Below are 17,919 nucleotides of genomic sequence, written 5' to 3'. Positions count from 1 at the left end.
GGTTACGGCTTCGCCGCGCCTGAGCGCACGAAGACCGGCATCGTGTCCAGCGTTGTCGTGATCGAGGCGGTGGTGCCGCCCTTGTAGCGCTTGCCGGTGAAGTAGTCCGTCCAGGTGTTGCCCGGCGGGAACCACACCGACGTCGATGCGGTGGTGCCCGGCGTGGTCACCGGGGCGACCAGCAGGTCGGGGCCGTAGAGGTACTGGCTGCCCGCGGTCGCGTAGGCCTCCTGCTCGCCCGGGTAGGCCAGGTACATCGCCCGGACGATCGGGGTGCCGGTGCGGGTCGCCTCAGCCGCGGCGGCGTACGTGTAGGGCTGCAGTTTCTTGCGGAGGTTGAGGAACTTCTTCGCCGACGCGTTCGCGGCCGCGCCGTACTGCCAGGGCAGGCGGTCGCTGTGGTTGGAGTGCAGCCGGTCGATCGGCTGGAACGTGCCCATCTGCACCCACCGCGCGTAGAGGTCGTCCGGCAGCTTCGTGCTGCCCGGCTCGCTGCCCGGTTCCTGCAGCCCGCCCGTGTGCCCGCCGATGTCGTGGCTGACCGCGGCCAGCCCGGTGGCGGCCGACTCGCCGGGGGTGTAGCCGACCTCGAACCGCAGGGTCTCCCAGTTGGAGATCGTGTCGCCGGTGAAGTGCAGCGTGGTCCGCTTGTCGGCCCACGGTCCGGTCGCCACGGGGCCCGGGTTCGCGTACCCGCCGGCCTGCAGTGATCCGTAGGCCCGGGAGAACGCGAAGCCGGTCAGGTCGGCGTACTTCTGGTTGATCCAGGCATCGGCCGTCACGCCCTGCTCGGTGGAGGTGGAGGCATCGCAGCACCAGTCCAGCCACCAGAAATCGACGCCGTCGGCGCCCATCTGATCATGCAGCCACAGGTACGCCTTGAGCTGATCCGCGTCGCCGAAGTCGAACACGTAGCAGTCCGGTCCGCCGTTGCAGCCGGTCTTCTTCAGCTTGCCCTTCGCGAGCTCCTGCGCCTTCGGGAACGCCGGGTCGGTGCCGAGGATGCTGGGGTGGATGTTCAGGCCGGTGTGTACGCCCTGCTTACGCAGCGCCGCGGCGAACGCCGTCCAGTCGGGGAACCGGGTCGGGTCGATCGACCAGCCGTTCCACTTGTCCGGCGCCTTGAAGTCCGTGTCGACGACGAGCGAGTCCAGCGGGACGCCCTCGGTCTTGAACCGCGCGACGATGTCCTGGAACTCCGCGGCCGTGCGGTCGAAGTACTCCGAGTACCAGACGCCGTACGCCCACTTGGGCAGCAACTTCGTCGGCCCGGTCAGCGTGGACAGCTCCCGCAGCGCGTGGCGGTAGTCCTGGCCGTACGCGAACACGTACCCGTCCTGGACGCCCGCGCGGTGCGGCGCCGACGCCGAGTCGTCGACCAGCGACCACCCGTCCTGGTAGAGCAGCCCGCCGTAGGTCCGCGCGCCGCCGTTGACGTTGTCCAGGCCGCGCCGGTAACCACCCAGCGGTGCGTGCGGGGCGAGCAGCGGCGCGCCCTTCGCGGTGACGGCGATGGTGTCCACGTTGACGTTGCAGCTCTGGTCGGTGGGGCAGCCGAACGTCACGGTGTTCGTGCCGGCCTTGAGCCGCACGGCGACCGACGCGGTGCGCCAGTAGTCCCAGCTGCTCGTCGGCGGCAGCGTGACCGTGACCGGCGCCGCGTCGTTCGCCGTGACCGTCGCGGTGCGGGTCTGCACCGGCTGACTGCCGGCCTGAGCGTTGGCGTAGCGCACCTGAACCTGATAGGTCCCGGCAGCGGGCACGCCAGTGACGGTCAGCGCGGACGCCGCCCCGGTGCGTTCCAGGCCGGCCACGAAGCCGTCACCCGAATATCCGTTGTGATCGTCGGCGAGTCGCGCACCACCGGACAGCGTGCCCGCGTCCGCCTCGCACACCGCGCCGAACGCACACGGCTGCGCGCTGGGCGGCGTCGGCGCCGGATACGCGGCGCCGGGCGCCAGGACTGCCAGGCTGTCGATGTTCACGCTGCCGGAGTCGCTCGCCGTGCGTACCAGGCTGATCTGGTGCCGGCCCGCGGTCAGCGTCAGCGGCGCCGAGGCGAGCGCCCAGGTGTCCCAGCTCCCGGTCGGGGGCAGCGTCAGCGTGCCGGCCGCGGTGCCGTCCACCGTCACGGTCAGGGTGCGGGCGACGTTCTGGCCGTCCCCGCCCGTGCTGTTCGCGTAGCGGACCGTGAGCTGCTGCGTGCCCGCCGTCGCGGGGGTGACGGCGAAGGACAGCGAGTTGCCGGTGCCCTCGAACCCTGCCGCGAAGCCCTGGCCGGTGTAGCCGCCGTGATCGGTCGCCGCGCTCGGGCCGTCGAGGGCGAGCGCCTCGGCCTCGCACAGGGTGCCGGGGGCGCAATCGGGTGCGCCCTGGCCCTCCCACGGCGCGGCGGCCACGCTCTGACGGCCGGATTTCAGCCGTACGGTGAGGTTGTCGGCGGTGAACGCCCCGGAACCGACCTTGTAGCGCAGTGTCGCCGCGCCCGTGTCGATGCTCAGCCAGCCCTGCGAGATCCGCTTCGTGAACCGGGTCGGCGTGAAATCGTCGCGGCCGATGACGTTGAACGTGTCGCCGTCGGTGAACCGGCCGCCGGGGGCGTACTCGGTGCGGATGAGGGTCGGCGAGATGACCTGGAAGCGGGCATCACCCGACACCACGGACGGCAGTTTTTTCGCGGTGGCCTGGGCCGAGGTCGGCGGCACCAGCGCCAGACCGCCCGTGACCAGGGCGAGAGAGGCCGCGGCGGCGGTCCTCCGTCGAACGAGTTCGTGCACGTGACGCTCCACATCGTAGAGAAAGAGATCTCTCGATGACAACGCTGTCACCTGCGCGTAACAAAAGTCAACGGATCGAGCGCAGGTGGATCATGTGCCGGGCACGCCAAAACGGCGACCCGACTGCGAACAGTCGAGCCGCCGTTGCGGTACTGCGATGGATCAGAGCGGACGGATGTTCTCCGCCTGCGGGCCCTTCTGGCCCTGCGTGATGTCGAACTCCACCTTCTGGTTCTCGTCGAGGCTGCGGTAGCCGCTCGTCGAGATGGCAGAGAAGTGGGCGAAGACGTCCGCGCCACCGTCGTCGGGGCTGATGAAGCCGAAGCCCTTGTCAGCGTTGAACCACTTCACGGTGCCTGTAGTCATGTCTGCTCCTTCGCAGGCTGTGGAGACCGCACTGTGCGGACTCTATCGCCGCTGCGTTGATAACCCGCGTCGGAAACGACACGACAAACGAAAGCGCCCGGGAGGGTTTAGATAACCCATCAGGCGCTCAAAACGTCTACGGTAATCAAAACTGCAACGAGTTGACGGTAGCACAACTGACCCGGCTACCGGTGGATGTTGTGGCACCTTCCCTCGGTCAGGTAGATTTTTTGGCGAGCCCCGTATGGGCCTACGCATGGAGGTAGTGGCTTCTCAGCCCGGATCGGCCTGGATCTTCCGGCCGTCTCCGCACCATGCGTGGCATGCGGGGTTTCTCCATACGTCGGTCCTGGGCCGAAGCACGCCTCCTTCCTACCCGGAAGAGGATGTATGACGTTTGACGTCAACGAATTCCAGCGCCGCATCATCGACGAGTTCCGCCAGAACGGCGGCAAGGTCGGCGGCATGTTCGAAGGGTCGGCGCTCGCCCTGCTGACCACCACCGGCGCCCGCTCCGGCCAGGCCCGCACGGTGCCGCTGGGCTACCTCGAGATCGACGGCCGCGCCATGGTGGTGGCGTCGGCCATGGGTGCGCCGAAGAACCCCGGCTGGTACCACAACGTGCGCCACGATCCCCTGGTCACGGTGGAGTTCGGGACCGAGATGTACCAGGCGATGGCGGCCGTTCTCGACGGCGGCCAGGAGTACGACGACGTGTTCGCCAAGGTGGTCGACGCCGCCCCCGGATACGCCGAATACCAGGCCCGCACGACCCGCCGCATCCCCGTCGTGGTCCTCCACCGCATCGACGCCGCACCGGGCGCCAAGGGGATGGGCGCCAAGGGGATGGGTGACTGGCTGGTCGAGGTGCACGACTGGTTTCGCAAGGAACTGGCTGAGCTGCGCGCCACGGTCGCGGCGGGGCAGACCCCGGAGACCGGGTTCGCCGAGCGCTGCCAGACGTTCTGCGGCGGGCTGAGCCGCCACCACACGGGCGAGGACATGGCGGTGTTCCCGGCGCTCGCGCAGCAGTTTCCGGCGCTCGGCCCCGCGCTCGCCGAGCTGACCGGGCAGCACCGGGTCGTGGCGCGGCTGAACACCGAAATTCAACTGTTGTTCACCGCCTACGATCCCGGCCGCGACACGCCGGGTGAGCTGCTCGCCGAACTCGACCGGCTGATCGCCGAACTCGACGCTCATTTCCGCTACGAGGAGAAAACCGTGGTGGTCGCGCTCAACGCCACCGCGGCGGCCCCTGTCATCCCAGGGTGAGCGGGTCTGTGGCGGGGTCTGGAACGTACGCCGATAATGCCGGAGTGATGTCACACACACCGGAGCGTCGGCTGCTCGTCACCGGTGCCAGCGGGGCGGGCACGACGACCCTGGGACGGGCACTCGCCACGCTCTGGGCGGTTCCCCACGCGGATGTCGACGATTACTTCTGGTTGCCGACCACGCCTCCGTACGTGGAGAAACGGCCGGCCGGCGAACGTCTGGCGCTGATGCGAGCGCTCTTCGTACCCCGGCCGGCCTGGGTGCTCTCCGGATCGATGATGGGCTGGGGCCGGCCGCTCGAGGAGCGGCTGAGCGGAGTCGTGTTCCTCGCCCTGGACCAGGAGACGCGGATGGAGCGGCTCTCCCTGCGGGAAGGCGAGCGTTACGGCGCCGCCATCGCGGCCGGCGGCGAGCTGGAGAACGCCCATCGGAGTTCATCGACTGGGCGCGCGGTTACGACGACGCGAACTTCGCCGGGCGTAGCCGCGTCGAGCAGGAGGAATGGCTTGCCGGTCTGTCCTGCCCGGTGCTGCGTCTCGACAGCGCGGATCCACTCGCGCTGCTGGTGGATGCGGTGTCCGGCTGGACGGCCGGCAGCGTCACGACGCGGTGAGCGCGGCGGGGGCCTGGAACGTACGCCGGTAGTGCTGCGGCGTCACGCCCAGGACCGCGTGCATGTGCTGGCGGAGCAGGGTGGCGCTGCCGAAGCCGGCCTCCGTGGCGATGCGTTCGACGGGCAGGTCGCTGCTCTCCAGCAGCGACCGCGCCCGGTCGATGCGCTGGGCGATCAGCCACTGCAGCGGCGACACGCCGGTTTCGGCGACGAAGCGGCGGCTGAACGTGCGCTTGCTCATCGCCGCGTGGGCGGCCAGGTCGGCCAGGGTGAGGGGCAGGTCCAGCCGGGTCAGGGCCCACGCCCTGGTCGGGCCCGTTCCCGACGAGGACTCGGGTGGGGTCGGGTGGGCGATGAACTGGGCCTGGCCCCCGTCGCGCCAGGGTGCGACCACGCAACGGCGGGCGGCGTCGTTGGCGATCGTCGTGCCGTGGTCGGTGCGGATGATGTGCAGGAACAGGTCGATGCCGGCCGCCGCTCCCGCTGAGGTCAGCACCCGGCCGGCGTCGACGAACAGCACGTCGGGGCGGACCTCGACAGCCGGGAACAGCGCGGCGAACCGGTCGCTGAGCGCCCAGTGCGTGGTCGCGGCGAGCCCGTCGAGCAGGCCGGCCCCGGCGAGGACGAACGCCGACGTGCACGTGCTCACCACGCGGGTCCCGGGCCGCAGGGAACGCAGCGCTTCGCTGGTCGCGACGTCGGGCTCCCCGAAGCTGAGCATGTCGGCGGGGGGTTCCTGGGTCGCGATCACGACGGTGTCCGCGTCGGCCAGGGCCTGCCGGTCGTGGTGCACCTGGATCGAGAACCCGGCGTTGGTGGCGACCGGCCCGCCGTCGAGCGAGCAGGTGACGACGTCGTAGAGCGGCTCGCCCGCGGCGTCGAACGCCTCTCCCAGCACCCGCGCGGGGATGCCGAGATCGAAGGGCATGACGCCGTCCAGAGCCAGTACGGCGACGCGATGAGGCCCGACCCGATCAGACATGGCACGAATCTTACGCACAATGTCATTCGCGCCGCTGTCGGCCGATCGTCGCGACGTCGAAGCTTGATCCCATGAGCGACAACACCACGATGAGAGCCGTCCGCCAGCACACCTTCGGCGGCCCGGAGGTCCTGACCGTCGAGAACGTCCCGCGTCCCGCCCCGCTGCCCACCGAGGTCCTCGTCCGGGTGCACGCCGCCGGCATCAACCCCGTCGACTGGAAGACCCGCGGTGGCACCGGCATGGCCGGGGTGCTCGGCGAGCCGCCCTTCATCCTCGGCTGGGACGTCGCCGGCGTCGTCGAGGAGGTCGGCTTCGGCGTGACCACCCTCGCCCCCGGCGACGAGGTCTACGGGATGCCCTGGTTCCCCCGCGCCGCCGGCGCCTACGCCGAATACGTGACCGCCCCGTCGCGGCACTTCACCCGTAAGCCCGCCACGGCCACGTTCGAGCAGGCCGCCGCCGTACCGCTCGCCGGGCTGACCGCCTGGCAGGCTCTCGTCGACACCGCTGCCGTGCAGCCCGGCCAGCGGGTCCTGATCACCGCGGCGGCCGGCGGCGTGGGGCACCTCGCGGTCCAGCTCGCCAAGCACCTCGGCGCCCACGTCATCGCGCTCGCCGGCCCCCGCAACCAGCAGTGGCTCACCGACCTCGGCGCGGACGAGGTCGTCGACTACACCGCCGGTCGCTTCGAGAAGGAGGTCGCCGGCGTCGACGTGGTCCTCGACCTGGTCGGCGACGCGCACGACGCCACCAGCACCCGCTCGATCGAGACACTGCGCCCGGGTGGCCTGCTGGTCTCCGTACCGGGCGGCGTGTCCCCGGAACTGGCCGCCGCCGCCGAGGCCGCCGGGGTCCGCGTCACGGGAATCCTCGTCGAGCCCGACGGCCCGGCGCTGGCCCGGCTCGCCACGCTGATCAACGACGGCGCCATCAAGGTCGAGGTCGCCGACGTGCTGCCGCTCGCCGAGGCCGGCGCCGCCCACGCCGAGGCCGAGCGGGGCCACACCCGGGGGAAGGTCGTGCTGCGCGTCGCCGAGGACCGGGCGTGACGCAGAACGTCCTGGCAGCTTGCCGGGTTCGCTTGAGCTCAACCGCGGTTGAGGTCGCAGACTTCCGGTCATGGCGTTCACCGAGAGCGAGATCGAATACCTGGCCGGGCAGCGACTGGGCCGGCTGGCCACCCTGCGACCGGACGGCACCCTGCAGAACAGCCCGGTCAGCTACCGGTACGACGCCGGCGCCGGCACGATCGACATCACCGGCTACAACCTGACTGCCAGCCGTAAGTTTCGCAACGTCGCCGCGACGGGTCAGGTCGCGTTCGTCGTCGACGACCTGCCGTCCGTGGACCCGTGGCGGGTCCGCTGCCTGGAGGTGCGCGGGACGGCCGAGGCGATCGAGAGCCCGGCCGGCTCCGCGTACGACGCGGGCGTACCGATCATCCGCATCCATCCCCGTCAGATCATCAGCTTCGGCCTCGACCAGTCGGACGTCGACCCGCACCAACTGGTCTCCTCCAACCGGCACGTCGCCTAGTCAACGCGTGCCGGCAGGGCTTCGACGCCGGTGGTGCCCTCGTGCAGGACCAGCACCGCGCCGTCGTGGGGGCCGGGATCGGTGAGCCCCTCCTGGCTGCTGGTGACCACCACGTGCTCGCCGACCAGGCAGACGCTGGTCGGCTGGCGGGCGGGCACCGGCACCACGCGGTCGAGGGTGCCGTCGGGCCGGTACCGGCGGATCGCCGCGCCGCCGAACAGCGCCATCCAGACGTGGTCCTCGGCGTCGACGGTGAGGCCGTCCGGTGATCCGTGCTCCGGGTCGATCCGCGCGAACGGGCGCCGGTTGCTCAGCTCGCCCGTCGCCCGGTCGACGTCGAAGCGGTCCACGTGGCCCAGCGGCGTGTCGGACAGGTACATCACCCGGCCGTCGAGGCTGAACGCGGGACCGTTGGCGATGGTCAGGTCTCGCAGGACGGTGTGGACGCTGCCGTCCGGGTCGAGGCGGTAGAGCGCACCGCCGCGCGGGCTCTGGTCACAGGCCATGCTCCCGGCCCAGAAACGGCCGGCCCGATCCGCGACGGCGTCGTTCATCCGCCACGGCCGGTCGGTCACCGGCTGCGGGGCGGCGAGCCAGCTGGCCTCGCCCGTCCTCTCGTCGATCACGGCGAAGCCCGTTCCGGCGGCGGCCAGCCACGCGCCGGGTTGCCCGGCGATCGGTGCGACCGCGGCCAGCGGCACGGGCAGCTTCGCCAGCTCGGTGAGAGGTTGGCTTTTCCCGGTCGGCGCGGGCGCCGACAGCAGGCGACCGGCCGGGATGTCCACGAGGACCACCCGGTCCGCCACCCACCGGGAGCCTTCGCCGAGTTCGAGCCGGTCGGGAGCCAGGTCAGTCACGTCAGTCATGCCCCGCTGTTTACCTCGCGACGGGCCCGCTCAACCGCTGACGTGTCAGGCGCTGCCTCCGGGGTACCTCGCGGTCATGGCAGAGCGATGGGTACGGGCCGGCTGGGCAGTTGTTCTCCTGACGCTCCCGGGGCACCTCCTGCGTGCCGGCGGTGGCGGGCCTGTCCCGGCAACCGCCGTCGCCGTAGCCCGCGCGCTGGGCCTGCGCCACCTGGCGCAGGCCGCGCTGAGCGCCGGTCCCACCACCGTGAGACTCGGCGCGCTCGCCGACACGGTCCACGCCGGCAGTTGCGTCGGCTTCGCGCTCGGCTCGCCCCGCTGGCGCCGGGTAGCCCTGGCCGACGCGCTCATCGAAACCGGCTTCGCCGCCGCGGGACTCAGATCAGGATGGTCGCGAGGGCCCGGAACGCCTCGGCGGGGAACGTCTTCGCGTCGCCGCCGTTGAGGACCTGGATCGCCACCTCGTCCGCACCGGCCCGGTAGTGCTTCTCGATCCCGGCCGCGACCTGCTCGGGCGTGCCCCAGGGGATGACCGCGTCCACGAGCCGGTCACTGCCACCATCGGCGAAGTCCTCGTCGGTCCAGCCGAACCGGCGCAGGTTGTTGGTGTAGTTCGGCAGGGACAGATACCCGGTCGTGTACTGCCGGGCGGTCGCGCGTGCGGCGGCAGGATCCGCCTCGACGACCACGGCGACCTCGGGCGCGAGCAGCCGGTCGGGTCCGAGCGCCGTCCGGGCCTCGGCGGTGTGCTCGGGGGTGGTGAAATACGGGTGCGCACCGGCCGCCCGGTCGCGGGAGAGCGTCAGCATCTTCGGGCCGAGGGCCGCAAGGATCCGCTGCTCCGGCGCTAGCGCGGCGGCGTCGAGGCCGTCGAGATATTCGACCATCTTGGAGTACGGCTTGCGGTAGTCGGTCCCGTCCTGCTCGACGAGCACGGCGTGACTGGCCCCGAGCCCGAGCAGGAACCGGCCCGGATGCGCGCGCTCCGCGTCCGCGGTGAACGCCGCCACCTCGGCGGGTGACGAGTGCCAGATCGACACGATCCCGGGTGCGACCCCGATCGTCCTGGTGCCGTCCAGGAGGTCACGGAACCGCGCCGGGACGTTCTCCCCGAACCCTGCCGAGAACCAGATCCGCGAGTATCCGAGCTGCTCCAGCTCGCTCGCGGCCTCGATGGCCGCCTCCGTGCTCTCGCTGCCGAGGAAGAACGGTTGCCAGACGCTGACGAGTCGTTGTGCCATACCTCGAACCCTACGACTCGGTGCGGCGCACGACTTTCAGTACGCGACCGAAATGGTGTGATGAACGGAACCTGCGTCATCGATCAGGCTGAGCATGTGGCGTGCCACATCCACGCGCGAGATGAACATGCCGCCCCGGACGTTGACATCTCGCGCGGTGCGATAGGCCGGGCGCAGCGCGTGATCGAGCAGCCGGGGCGGGCGTGACACCGTCCAGTCGAGGCCGCTGTCACGCAGCACATCCTCCATGATCGCCAGGTCGAGGTAGTGGGGGCGGAACAGCTTCTTCGCCACGGGGGCGAAGACGTAGCGGGTGACGGGCCCGTCACCGGGGTTGTAGCGGGGCGGGGCCGGCCGCCCGGGTGAGGGCACGGTGCCGACCGAGGCGGCGCTGACCGCTATGACCCGCCGGACGCCGGTGGCACGCATCGCCTGCACGATGGCGTGGGTGCCGCGGGAGGCGACGCCGGCCTCCGCGCCGGACCGGGCACCCAATGCTGAGAGTACGGCTCCGGCTCCGGCCATCGCCTCGTCGAGCTCGCCCGGGGCGGCCCGCGCGAGGTCGCAGCGCACGACGCGAACGGGGACGTCACCGAGCCGGGTGGGATCGCGGACGACCGCCGTCACGTCGTGCCCCGCTTCGAGGGCCTGCTTCAGCAGCTGACGGCCGATGCCACCGGTTGCAGCGACCACGACGACCTTGAGCATGGTCAATACGGTAGGGCGCGTGGACAACCAGGTGGACGTACTGATGAGGCACCGGTGGACCTTCGTCGCGGCCGGCGTCTACAACATCGGCTGGGGGCTCTACGCGGTCGCTGACCCGCAGTGGCTGTTCCGGGTGGCCGGCATGCCCCCGTCGAACACCCCGCAGATCTTCGCCACCCTCGGCATGGTGCTCGGTCTCTACGGCGTCCTCTATCTGGAGGTCGCCCGCCGGCCTGCCCACGGGTGGCTACCCGCCGCGGTCGGCCTGACCGGCAAGATCCTGGGACCCCTCGGTCTCGCCTATCTGATCCTGCGCGACATCTGGCCACCGGCCACGCTGATCCTGATCATCACCAATGACCTCATCTGGTGGATTCCGTTCGCTCTCTACCTACGGGCGGCGTGGCCGTCCTATCGCGCCACCTTCAATAAGTGACTCAAGTCACACGGATGAGAGAACCGTGAGCGACGGGCCGTCGTCTTGCTGGGTGTGTTCTGCTCAATCCTGGAGGACTGATGATGCGTACGGTGAGCGCGGCCGAGACTGCCCCCACCCTTCACCCGTGGGCGGTGCACGCCGAGGAGTTACGGGTACGAGCCGGCCGGCACCTCGCCGTCGACGGGCTCGACCTCGCCCTCGGCACCGGCGTGCACGGCCTGCTCGGCCCGAACGGCGCCGGCAAGACGACGCTGATGCGGGCGCTCGCCACGGTCATCCGCCCGGCCGGTGGGCGGCTCACGCTGCTCGGCGAGCAGGTCGACGGTCGTGCCGACCTGCGTACGGTCCGGCGCGGTCTGGGCTATCTGCCCCAGCAGTTCGGCTTCTACCCGCGGTTCACGGTGCGGGAGTTCGTCGAATACATGGCCTGGCTCAAGGAGATGCCCAAGGCCGAGATCCCCGGCGCGGTGCAACGGGCCATCGACCGGGTCGGTCTCGCGGCCAAGGCCGGTGCGCGGATGAAGACGCTGTCCGGCGGCATGCTGCGCCGCGCGGGCATCGCCCAGGCGATCGTCAACGACCCCGCGGTGCTGCTGCTCGACGAGCCCACCGTGGGTCTCGACCCCGAGCAGCGCCTGGAGTTTCGTGAGTTGCTGCGCGACCTGGGCGTCGACAGCTGCGTGCTCGTCTCCACCCACCTGGTCGAGGACGTGGCGGTCGCGTGCACCGACGTCGTCCTGATCAACGCGGGGCGCCTCGTCTACCAGGGCACCCCGGAGGACCTCGCCACGCAGGGCGGTCCCGATGATCCCGGGGACAGTCCCGCCGAGCGGGGCTACTCCGCGCTGCTGCGCCGCTACCGGGCGGAGGAGAGCCGATGAACCGCATCCTGGGCATCGAACTGCGCCGTTCCGCGGCGGTCGGCACCACCATCACCCTGACGGTGATCGGCGTGCTGCTGCTCTTCTTCGCCGAGGGGATCTACTTCTCCGACGGATGGTTGCAGCTGGCCATGACCCAGCGGCTCTACCTAGCCCTGCTGTGGCCCCTGGCCCTGGCCGCCGGTGCCTGGCAGGCGCGCCGGGAGGGCAGGGCGAACGTCGGGGAGCTGTTCGCCAGCACGCCACGGCCGAGGCTGCAGCGGACTGCACCGACACTCGGCGTGATGACGGGCGCGGTGGTCGTCGGTTACCTGCTGATGGGGCTCGCGGGCGGGCTCTGGATCATCGGCACCGCCCGGTATCTGCCGGTGGCGACGTTCGCCGTGATGGCCGTCGGCCTACTGGCGCTGATCGCGGCGGTGTGGCTCGGCATGGCCGCCGGCCGCCTGATGCCGTGGCTGGTGACCGCCCCCATGCTGGCCGTGGCGGGACTCGCCCTGCTGCTGCTACTGCCCGGCGCCACCCGTCCCCGGGGCTGGCTGGCCCTGGTGTTCTCGCCGATCTACGAGATGAACATGCCGGACGCCTTCCAGGACGTGCCCGGCCGGGCCAGCGCCTCCCAGGCCATCTGGCTCACCGCGCTCGCCGCCACCGCGATCATGCTGCTGGTGTCGGGCTCCTGGCGGCTGCGGGTCGCGGCGCTGCTGCCCGTGATCCTGGGCGCGGCGCTGGCGATCGGCGTCATGCCGCACGGGAAGAGGGTCGTCGTCGGCGCGATCGATCCGGCGTCGAAGGAACTGGTGTGTGCTCAGGGCGAGCCTGGCGTGTGCGTCGGCCGGGTCCACTCCGGGTTGCTGTCCGAGGTGACCCCGCAGGCTCGCGAAGGCCTGGCGGTCCTGGCGAAACTGCCCGGCGCGCCGACCAAGGTGCACGAGGACACCACCACCTTCTTCCCCGACGCCTATCCCACCTGGGATGACGACGTCGTACTGCTGCGCATCGAGCCCGGCTCCGACGGGCACCTGGACGGCAAGGTCGTGAAGAGGGACGTGGTGTCCGGGGCGTTCCGCAGCCCGCCGAACTGCAAGCAGCCGACGAGCTACGCCGACGACGCGGCGGCCACGTTCTGGCTGATGGGCCAGGAGCCGAAGGCCGACCTGCTCGGCGAACCGGAGTTGATCGGCGACGTGGTGACGGTGTGGCAGGGCCTGCAGGCACTGCCCGCCACCGAGGCCCTGGCCCGGGTGCAGGCACTGCGCAAGGCGGCACTGACCTGCTCGGATGGCGCGCTGCTCACGGGGAGCCCACGGTGAGATGGCTCTCGCTCTACCTCCGGTCCCGGCGTGCGCCCTCGGCGCTGATCATGGCAGCCGGTGGCACGGCGCTGATGTGGACGCTGTGGTCGGTGTTCTCCGACACCCGTGAGGTCGGCGTGCAGATGGTCGTCCTGACGATCCTGCTGCTGGTCGCCGTCCTGACCGTCACCCTCGGCGGGCCCGACGACGCGTTCGAGTCGACGGCCGCGCTGCCCTGGCTGCCGCGCCGGGCCGTGCACCTGCTGGCGGCGTTCCTGGTCGTCGCTCTGCTGCTGGTGGCCACCCTGGCGACCGGGGCCCGGTTCGGCCCCGGCTGGCTGGTGGTGCGGGACGCCGCCGGGCTGCTCGGCCTGACCGCGCTGGGAGCCGTGACGATCGGCACCGCCCGGTCGTGGTTCCTGCCGCTGGCCTGGACCCTGGGCGCGGTCCTGTTCCCCCGTTCGGAGCCGCTCCTCGGGCGGATCCTGACCTGGCAGGCACAACCCCCGTCGGACCGGGCCGCCGCGGTGACGGCGGTGCTGCTCACCCTCGCGGGGCTGGTCACGTATGCGGTCATCGGCCCGGCCCGGCGTGCCCCCGCCGAAGCGGGCCAGCAGTGAGTTCTTGACATCGTCGGTCGATGCGTCATGCAGCCGTCCACTCATTCGACTGATACGAGCACCAAGCTCGCATCCGTCGGGCAGTGGTGCGAGTTATCTGGTGCAGGGCGTCTTGTCCCGAATATCAAGTATGAAATTGCTGGAAGGCATACGAAGTGAACACCAAGAAGATCCTCGGTAGTGCTGCCATGTTCGCTGCTGCCGCAGGTGCGTCCCTGACGCTGGCCGCGCCGGCGATCGCGGCGCCGCTTTTCTCGGCGAGCAACGTCATCGTCAAGGTCTCCGGTGGCGAGGCCATCGCACTGAACGAGTGCATCCAGGACGCCCGCGACGGCGTCATCCAGCTCCAGCAGCAGTCCTGTGACCAGGTGTCGACCGCGGCCAACCTGCTCAGCCTGGAGAACGTCTCGGTGTTCGTCCAGAAGAACAGCTTCCCGTCCGCGCTGCTGTTCAGCAAGACCAAGGCGAACGTCGACATCACCGGCGGCACCGTCAGTGCGTACAACTCCTGCATCCAGGACGCGTCGGACGGCTTCATCCAGTCCCAGCAGCAGGCGTGCTCCCAGGTTGCCAACGCCGGCAACATCGTCACGCTGACCGGCGTCGGCGTCACCGTCTTCTGACGACGCCTGGGATAACTGAACCCCGCAACGCCGGTCCGCCGGCGCCGCGGGACATTCCCTGATCGTGGCCGGTCTTCCTCGGAAGGCCGGCCACTTTCCGTTCATCGATTTTCCGTTCACCGGTTCCCGTTCGGGCTCGCCTCACCACTGCCATTTCTGCAGCGCGTTGCCGTTGCAGGTGGTGATGACGATGGCTGCTTTGCTGGCCGTCGAGGCGGCGGCCAGGCACAGCGCCGGGTTGCTGGCCGGCCGGATGGTGGCGTCCGTGCCGAACTGCCACGTCTGGGCGCCGAGCTTGTTGCAGGCATAGGTCCAGATCTTCTGCCCGGTGACGAAGGTGCTGTACGGGACGTCCAGGCAGTTGCCGAGGACCCGCACCGTTCTGTCATCGGGCAGCCTGGTCAGCGCCTGCGCCTTGGTGTTGTTGCAGGCGTACGCCTGCAGATACGTGCGGATCGCCGTGGCGGAATTCGGTAGGTCGACGCACAGGCCGGTGCTGTTCTTGACCGGGCTCATCACCGGGCTCGGGCCCTTGGCGACCTGGACGATCTTCGCAACGGAGGGGACGCCGGCGGTGTCCACGAGGAACAGCAGGTAATAGCCCGGAGGTGCCACGCCACCGTTCGGCGGGCCGGTGACCGTCAGCGTGGTGCCGGAAGCCGTGAACGTCAACGGGACGTACCGCTGGCCCTGGTCGACGCCGTGGGTGACGTCGCTCAGCCCGACCAGGGCGACCTTGGCGATGCCCGGCGCGTGCGGGGACGAGACAGCGAACGTGGCGCCGATGCCGACGGTGGCCGGCGCGGTGCTGATGACCGGCCGGGCGGCGAGCCTGCCGCTGCCGTCCTTCTCGTACAGATAGGGCGGCGTGAAGTATTCGACGTTCTTCTCGAGATATCCCACCTGCATGCAGACCCCGCAGATGCCGCCGCCCCCGGTCATGATCCGGCCGTCCGGCAGCAGCGAGGCCGTCGAGTGGTACTGCCGGATGCGACTCGCGCCCGCGAGCACCGTCCACTGACCCGTCGCGGGGTCCCAGCGCTCCGCCGTCGTCGCGGCATGGTCCAGGTCCACGAGGTCCGAGGTCGCCACGCTGGTCATGCCGCCGGTCGCCACCACCGAACCGTCGGCCAGCAGGGTCGCGTTGAGCTGGCGCCGCCCGACCGACATCGAACCGGTGGAGGCGACGGTGGGGGCCAGCCCGGCGTTGCTGTTCAGGACGACGGCGGTCCGGGTGGGCACGTGTGCGGCGCCGCCCTCGGTGAGGTTGCCACCCCCGACGACCATGGACCTGCCGATGTCGTACGTCGAGAAGCTCCCGTAGGTCCGGTCGAGGGAATCACGCGTGGCGGTCGCTGTGATCGCGCCGTTCCCCGACGTGTTGATGGTGTACGCGGTGTTGTACGGCCCGAGCAGCCCGAGTTGACCGTCCGGACGCGAACCCAGGTACGGATAGACCCGGGCGCTGAACTTCGTGAAACCGGGCAGCGCGCGAACGGCACCGTTCGCCTGGTAGACCTCGGCCGTCGCGGGACCCCCGCCGATGATGACCTCCTCACCGTTCGCCGTTTCCGCAACCGACGGATACCAGCGCGCCGCGGCCATGTCCTTGCCGCGGCTCCACGTCTCCTTCTGCCAGTCGAAAACGTGGGTCTGCACCGTGCCGTCGAGTCCCGCGTTGGCATTGCCACCGGCAACCAGAATGTTGCCGTTCGTGAGATGGGCAAATCCGGCGCAGAAGATGTTGGACCCCTGGAGATCGACTCTTTTGTTCGTGTTGGTGATCGGATTCCAGACCGCGGCCCGCGTGAAGCTGTGATCCGGGTACGACTCGGCCGATTTGTCACCGACCGAATCCCAGATCAGTAACTTGCCGTTCGGCAGCACCGCCTGGAAAACGGGGACAACGGGTGTATTGACGACCGTGCTCCATGATCCCGCCTGCCCGGGGTCGGCGGCCACGGCTGCCTTCGTACGCGCTGTGCCGGGGCGCTTTCCGGTCTCCCGCTGGATCCGCGCCGCATTGCCGGCGGACTGCTCCTCGATGACCCGCATCGGCGTCCCCGCCAGGTCCTGCACCATGTGCTCGTGCCCGTCATCCCCTGCGTGACCATGCTCGGCCTGAACGTGCTCGCCGTGAACGGGCCCGGCGTTGATGTGCTCTGCATGAACGTGTTCGGCATGAACGTGTTCGGCGGCCGGAACGGCGTGGGCCGGCTGCAGGGATATTCCTGATGGGATCAATACGAACAATAGGCCGGCGGCGATTGGTCTGCGGCATGTGGGCATGGATCATCCCTTCGCCCGGCGGCGGCGAATCACAGCATTGAAGATCCGATAATCGGCGCGCCTACTGTCCGATATGGCAGTGCCGTGAACGTAACCCGAAACAAAGCCGTAATCAACGTCCGGTGATGGACCACTGTGGTGTCAATGGCATGCTGAAACGGCGACCCCTGTTGGCCGAACGGTCAAACAGGCGGCCGCAAAGGGGGCAATACCATTCAATGTGGAGTCGCCCGTGCTGATGATCCGACGGTTGACGCACGATGTCGGATCAACGACCCGGTTCACCCGGTCCCGCCGCCGCACCCGGCGGTTGAAGATCATCGGCACTGATCACTGCGGACCTTCGGTAGAAAGCAGCGATGGCGCAGAAGATCGAGGAGAAGACGCGGGGAACGTCTATCTGGAGAGCGAGGAGACGATCGTCCAGGCGGAAATACACTTCGAGACCTGGGACGGGCCGGCAGACTTCGCCGCCGACGCCTGGCAGCGCAGCGATGTCATCATGCTGGACTGGCCGTCCGGGTCGCTGGCGCTCGACCAGATCACCGCGGGTGCCTATCGGCTGCCGTCGGCCGGTCCGTGGCACCTGCGGCTCGCGTAGCGCGACGAACCGGCGCCCGGGCCGGAGGAACTGCCCTGGGCGTCGATCCTCGTCCAGTTCTGGCGGTAAGAGAGCCGGGCATGGCCCGGGGCCGAGCGCGTGCAGGCTTTCCTGTCGGACCCTGCCTGGGCTGCGTAGATCATCGATGGCAGGGAGGGCGAGGTGACGGCGTTCACCTGGGAGTTGTCGAACACGCTGCAGTGACACCGGCGGTCGGTGACCGAGGTGACAGTAGGCGCGCGGCGGTGGGTGGGTAATGCTGGGAGGCACACGACGAGGTGAGGTGGGCGGTATGGCTACGGAAAAGGCGATTCTGGCCGGCGGTTGTTTCTGGGGGATGCAGGACCTGATCCGGCGGCGTCCCGGTGTGGTGTCGACCCGGGTCGGCTACACGGGCGGTGAGGTGGCAAACGCTACGTACCGTAATCACCGGGGGCACGCGGAGGCCATTGAGATCAGCTTCGATCCGGCGCTCACGTCGTACCGTGATCTCCTGGAATTCTTCTTCCAGATCCACGACCCGACGACCCTTAACCGTCAGGGCAACGATATCGGCGACAGCTACCGCTCGGCGATCTTCTACGAGACCGACGACCAGAAGCAGGTCGCGGAGGACACGATCGCCGACGTCGAGGCGTCGGGCCTGTGGCCGGGCAAGGTGGTTACCGAGGTGACCGCCGCCGGCCCGTTCTGGGAGGCCGAGCCGGAGCACCAGGACTACCTGGAGCGCATCCCCGACGGTTACACCTGCCACTTCCCCCGCCCCGACTGGAAGCTGCCGCGACGCACTCAGTAATGCCGGAC

At 69.8% G+C, this 17,919-nt stretch carries 19 protein-coding genes; 12 read left to right on the top strand and 7 right to left on the bottom strand.

From position 1 onward, the window contains the following. Positions 1–2: 2 nt before the first annotated feature. Together Aco04nite_RS08140 and cspE are read right to left on the bottom strand one after the other, a co-directional pair. Positions 3–2,777, bottom strand: a complete 2,775-nt coding sequence (locus tag Aco04nite_RS08140) for a TIM-barrel domain-containing protein (RefSeq protein WP_212996568.1) — start codon at positions 2,775–2,777, stop codon at positions 3–5. A gap of 162 nt (positions 2,778–2,939) precedes the next feature. Next, positions 2,940–3,143, bottom strand: coding sequence for a transcription antiterminator/RNA stability regulator CspE (gene cspE, locus Aco04nite_RS08135; RefSeq protein ID WP_203840614.1), 204 nt, complete (start codon positions 3,141–3,143; stop codon positions 2,940–2,942). A 390-nt stretch (positions 3,144–3,533) separates the two neighbouring features. Between cspE and Aco04nite_RS08130 the strand changes: the two genes are divergently transcribed. Then, positions 3,534–4,415: a nitroreductase/quinone reductase family protein gene (locus tag Aco04nite_RS08130; protein ID WP_212996567.1), complete on the top strand. Its 882-nt coding sequence runs from the start codon at positions 3,534–3,536 to the stop codon at positions 4,413–4,415. 602 nt (positions 4,416–5,017) lie between these two features. Here Aco04nite_RS08130 and Aco04nite_RS08125 read toward each other — a convergent pair. After that, positions 5,018–6,013: a GlxA family transcriptional regulator gene (locus Aco04nite_RS08125; protein ID WP_212996566.1), complete on the bottom strand. Its 996-nt coding sequence runs from the start codon at positions 6,011–6,013 to the stop codon at positions 5,018–5,020. Between the two features lie 71 nt (positions 6,014–6,084). Between Aco04nite_RS08125 and Aco04nite_RS08120 the strand changes: the two genes are divergently transcribed. Both Aco04nite_RS08120 and Aco04nite_RS08115 read left to right on the top strand, forming a co-directional pair. Continuing rightward, positions 6,085–7,065 (top strand): NADP-dependent oxidoreductase, encoded by a 981-nt coding sequence (locus Aco04nite_RS08120; protein WP_244875818.1) that lies wholly within the window; start codon positions 6,085–6,087, stop codon positions 7,063–7,065. Between the two features lie 70 nt (positions 7,066–7,135). Next, positions 7,136–7,552: a PPOX class F420-dependent oxidoreductase gene (locus Aco04nite_RS08115; protein ID WP_212996565.1), complete on the top strand. Its 417-nt coding sequence runs from the start codon at positions 7,136–7,138 to the stop codon at positions 7,550–7,552. Here the strand turns inward: Aco04nite_RS08115 and Aco04nite_RS08110 are convergent. Beyond that, entirely contained in the window at positions 7,549–8,418 is an 870-nt protein-coding gene (locus Aco04nite_RS08110) for an SMP-30/gluconolactonase/LRE family protein (RefSeq protein WP_212996564.1), read from the bottom strand. The two genes, Aco04nite_RS08115 and Aco04nite_RS08110, sit on opposite strands and share 4 nt — an antisense overlap. Before the next feature lie 76 nt (positions 8,419–8,494). Here Aco04nite_RS08110 and Aco04nite_RS08105 point away from each other — a divergent pair, with 76 nt between their 5' ends. Continuing rightward, positions 8,495–8,863, top strand: coding sequence for a hypothetical protein (locus Aco04nite_RS08105; protein WP_212996563.1), 369 nt, complete (start codon positions 8,495–8,497; stop codon positions 8,861–8,863). Here Aco04nite_RS08105 and Aco04nite_RS08100 read toward each other — a convergent pair. Further along, complete coding sequence (locus Aco04nite_RS08100) at positions 8,796–9,659, bottom strand: TIGR03620 family F420-dependent LLM class oxidoreductase (protein ID WP_212996562.1); 864 nt, start codon at positions 9,657–9,659, stop codon at positions 8,796–8,798. The two genes, Aco04nite_RS08105 and Aco04nite_RS08100, sit on opposite strands and share 68 nt — an antisense overlap. Positions 9,660–9,695: 36 nt before the next feature. Beyond that, positions 9,696–10,367: an NAD(P)-dependent oxidoreductase gene (locus Aco04nite_RS08095; RefSeq protein ID WP_212996561.1), complete on the bottom strand. Its 672-nt coding sequence runs from the start codon at positions 10,365–10,367 to the stop codon at positions 9,696–9,698. 19 nt (positions 10,368–10,386) lie between these two features. Here Aco04nite_RS08095 and Aco04nite_RS08090 point away from each other — a divergent pair, with 19 nt between their 5' ends. From Aco04nite_RS08090 to Aco04nite_RS08070, 5 genes are all read left to right on the top strand, one after another. After that, on the top strand, positions 10,387–10,803 hold the full coding sequence (locus Aco04nite_RS08090; protein ID WP_212996560.1) for a hypothetical protein: 417 nt from the start codon (positions 10,387–10,389) through the stop codon (positions 10,801–10,803). A gap of 83 nt (positions 10,804–10,886) precedes the next feature. Then, positions 10,887–11,687, top strand: coding sequence for an ABC transporter ATP-binding protein (locus tag Aco04nite_RS08085; RefSeq protein ID WP_212996647.1), 801 nt, complete (start codon positions 10,887–10,889; stop codon positions 11,685–11,687). Then, a complete protein-coding gene (locus tag Aco04nite_RS08080; RefSeq protein ID WP_212996559.1) occupies positions 11,684–13,000 on the top strand; it encodes a hypothetical protein in 1,317 nt (438 codons plus the stop codon). The genes Aco04nite_RS08085 and Aco04nite_RS08080 overlap by 4 nt, the downstream gene beginning before the upstream one ends. Further along, complete coding sequence (locus Aco04nite_RS08075; RefSeq protein WP_212996558.1) at positions 12,997–13,602, top strand: hypothetical protein; 606 nt, start codon at positions 12,997–12,999, stop codon at positions 13,600–13,602. The genes Aco04nite_RS08080 and Aco04nite_RS08075 overlap by 4 nt, the downstream gene beginning before the upstream one ends. A 155-nt stretch (positions 13,603–13,757) precedes the next feature. Continuing rightward, entirely contained in the window at positions 13,758–14,225 is a 468-nt protein-coding gene (locus Aco04nite_RS08070) for a hypothetical protein (protein WP_203840602.1), read from the top strand. 141 nt (positions 14,226–14,366) lie between these two features. Here Aco04nite_RS08070 and Aco04nite_RS08065 read toward each other — a convergent pair whose 3' ends face one another. Then, positions 14,367–16,307: a galactose oxidase-like domain-containing protein gene (locus tag Aco04nite_RS08065; RefSeq protein WP_212996557.1), complete on the bottom strand. Its 1,941-nt coding sequence runs from the start codon at positions 16,305–16,307 to the stop codon at positions 14,367–14,369. A gap of 6 nt (positions 16,308–16,313) precedes the next feature. Here Aco04nite_RS08065 and Aco04nite_RS08060 point away from each other — a divergent pair, with 6 nt between their 5' ends. The 3 genes from Aco04nite_RS08060 to msrA all read left to right on the top strand — a co-directional run bounded on the left by Aco04nite_RS08060 (position 16,314) and on the right by msrA (position 17,911). Next, positions 16,314–16,460, top strand: coding sequence for a hypothetical protein (locus tag Aco04nite_RS08060; protein WP_212996556.1), 147 nt, complete (start codon positions 16,314–16,316; stop codon positions 16,458–16,460). A gap of 304 nt (positions 16,461–16,764) precedes the next feature. Further along, complete coding sequence (locus Aco04nite_RS08055) at positions 16,765–17,115, top strand: hypothetical protein (protein ID WP_212996555.1); 351 nt, start codon at positions 16,765–16,767, stop codon at positions 17,113–17,115. 292 nt (positions 17,116–17,407) lie between these two features. Further along, entirely contained in the window at positions 17,408–17,911 is a 504-nt protein-coding gene (msrA, locus tag Aco04nite_RS08050; protein WP_212996554.1) for a peptide-methionine (S)-S-oxide reductase MsrA, read from the top strand. Positions 17,912–17,919: the final 8 nt, after the last annotated feature.

Source organism: Winogradskya consettensis, from assembly GCF_018332715.1.
Taxonomy (GTDB): domain Bacteria; phylum Actinomycetota; class Actinomycetes; order Mycobacteriales; family Micromonosporaceae; genus Actinoplanes; species Actinoplanes consettensis.
The sequence above is the reverse complement of the archived record's forward strand: the minus strand, read 5'-3'. Positions and strand labels throughout refer to the sequence as shown.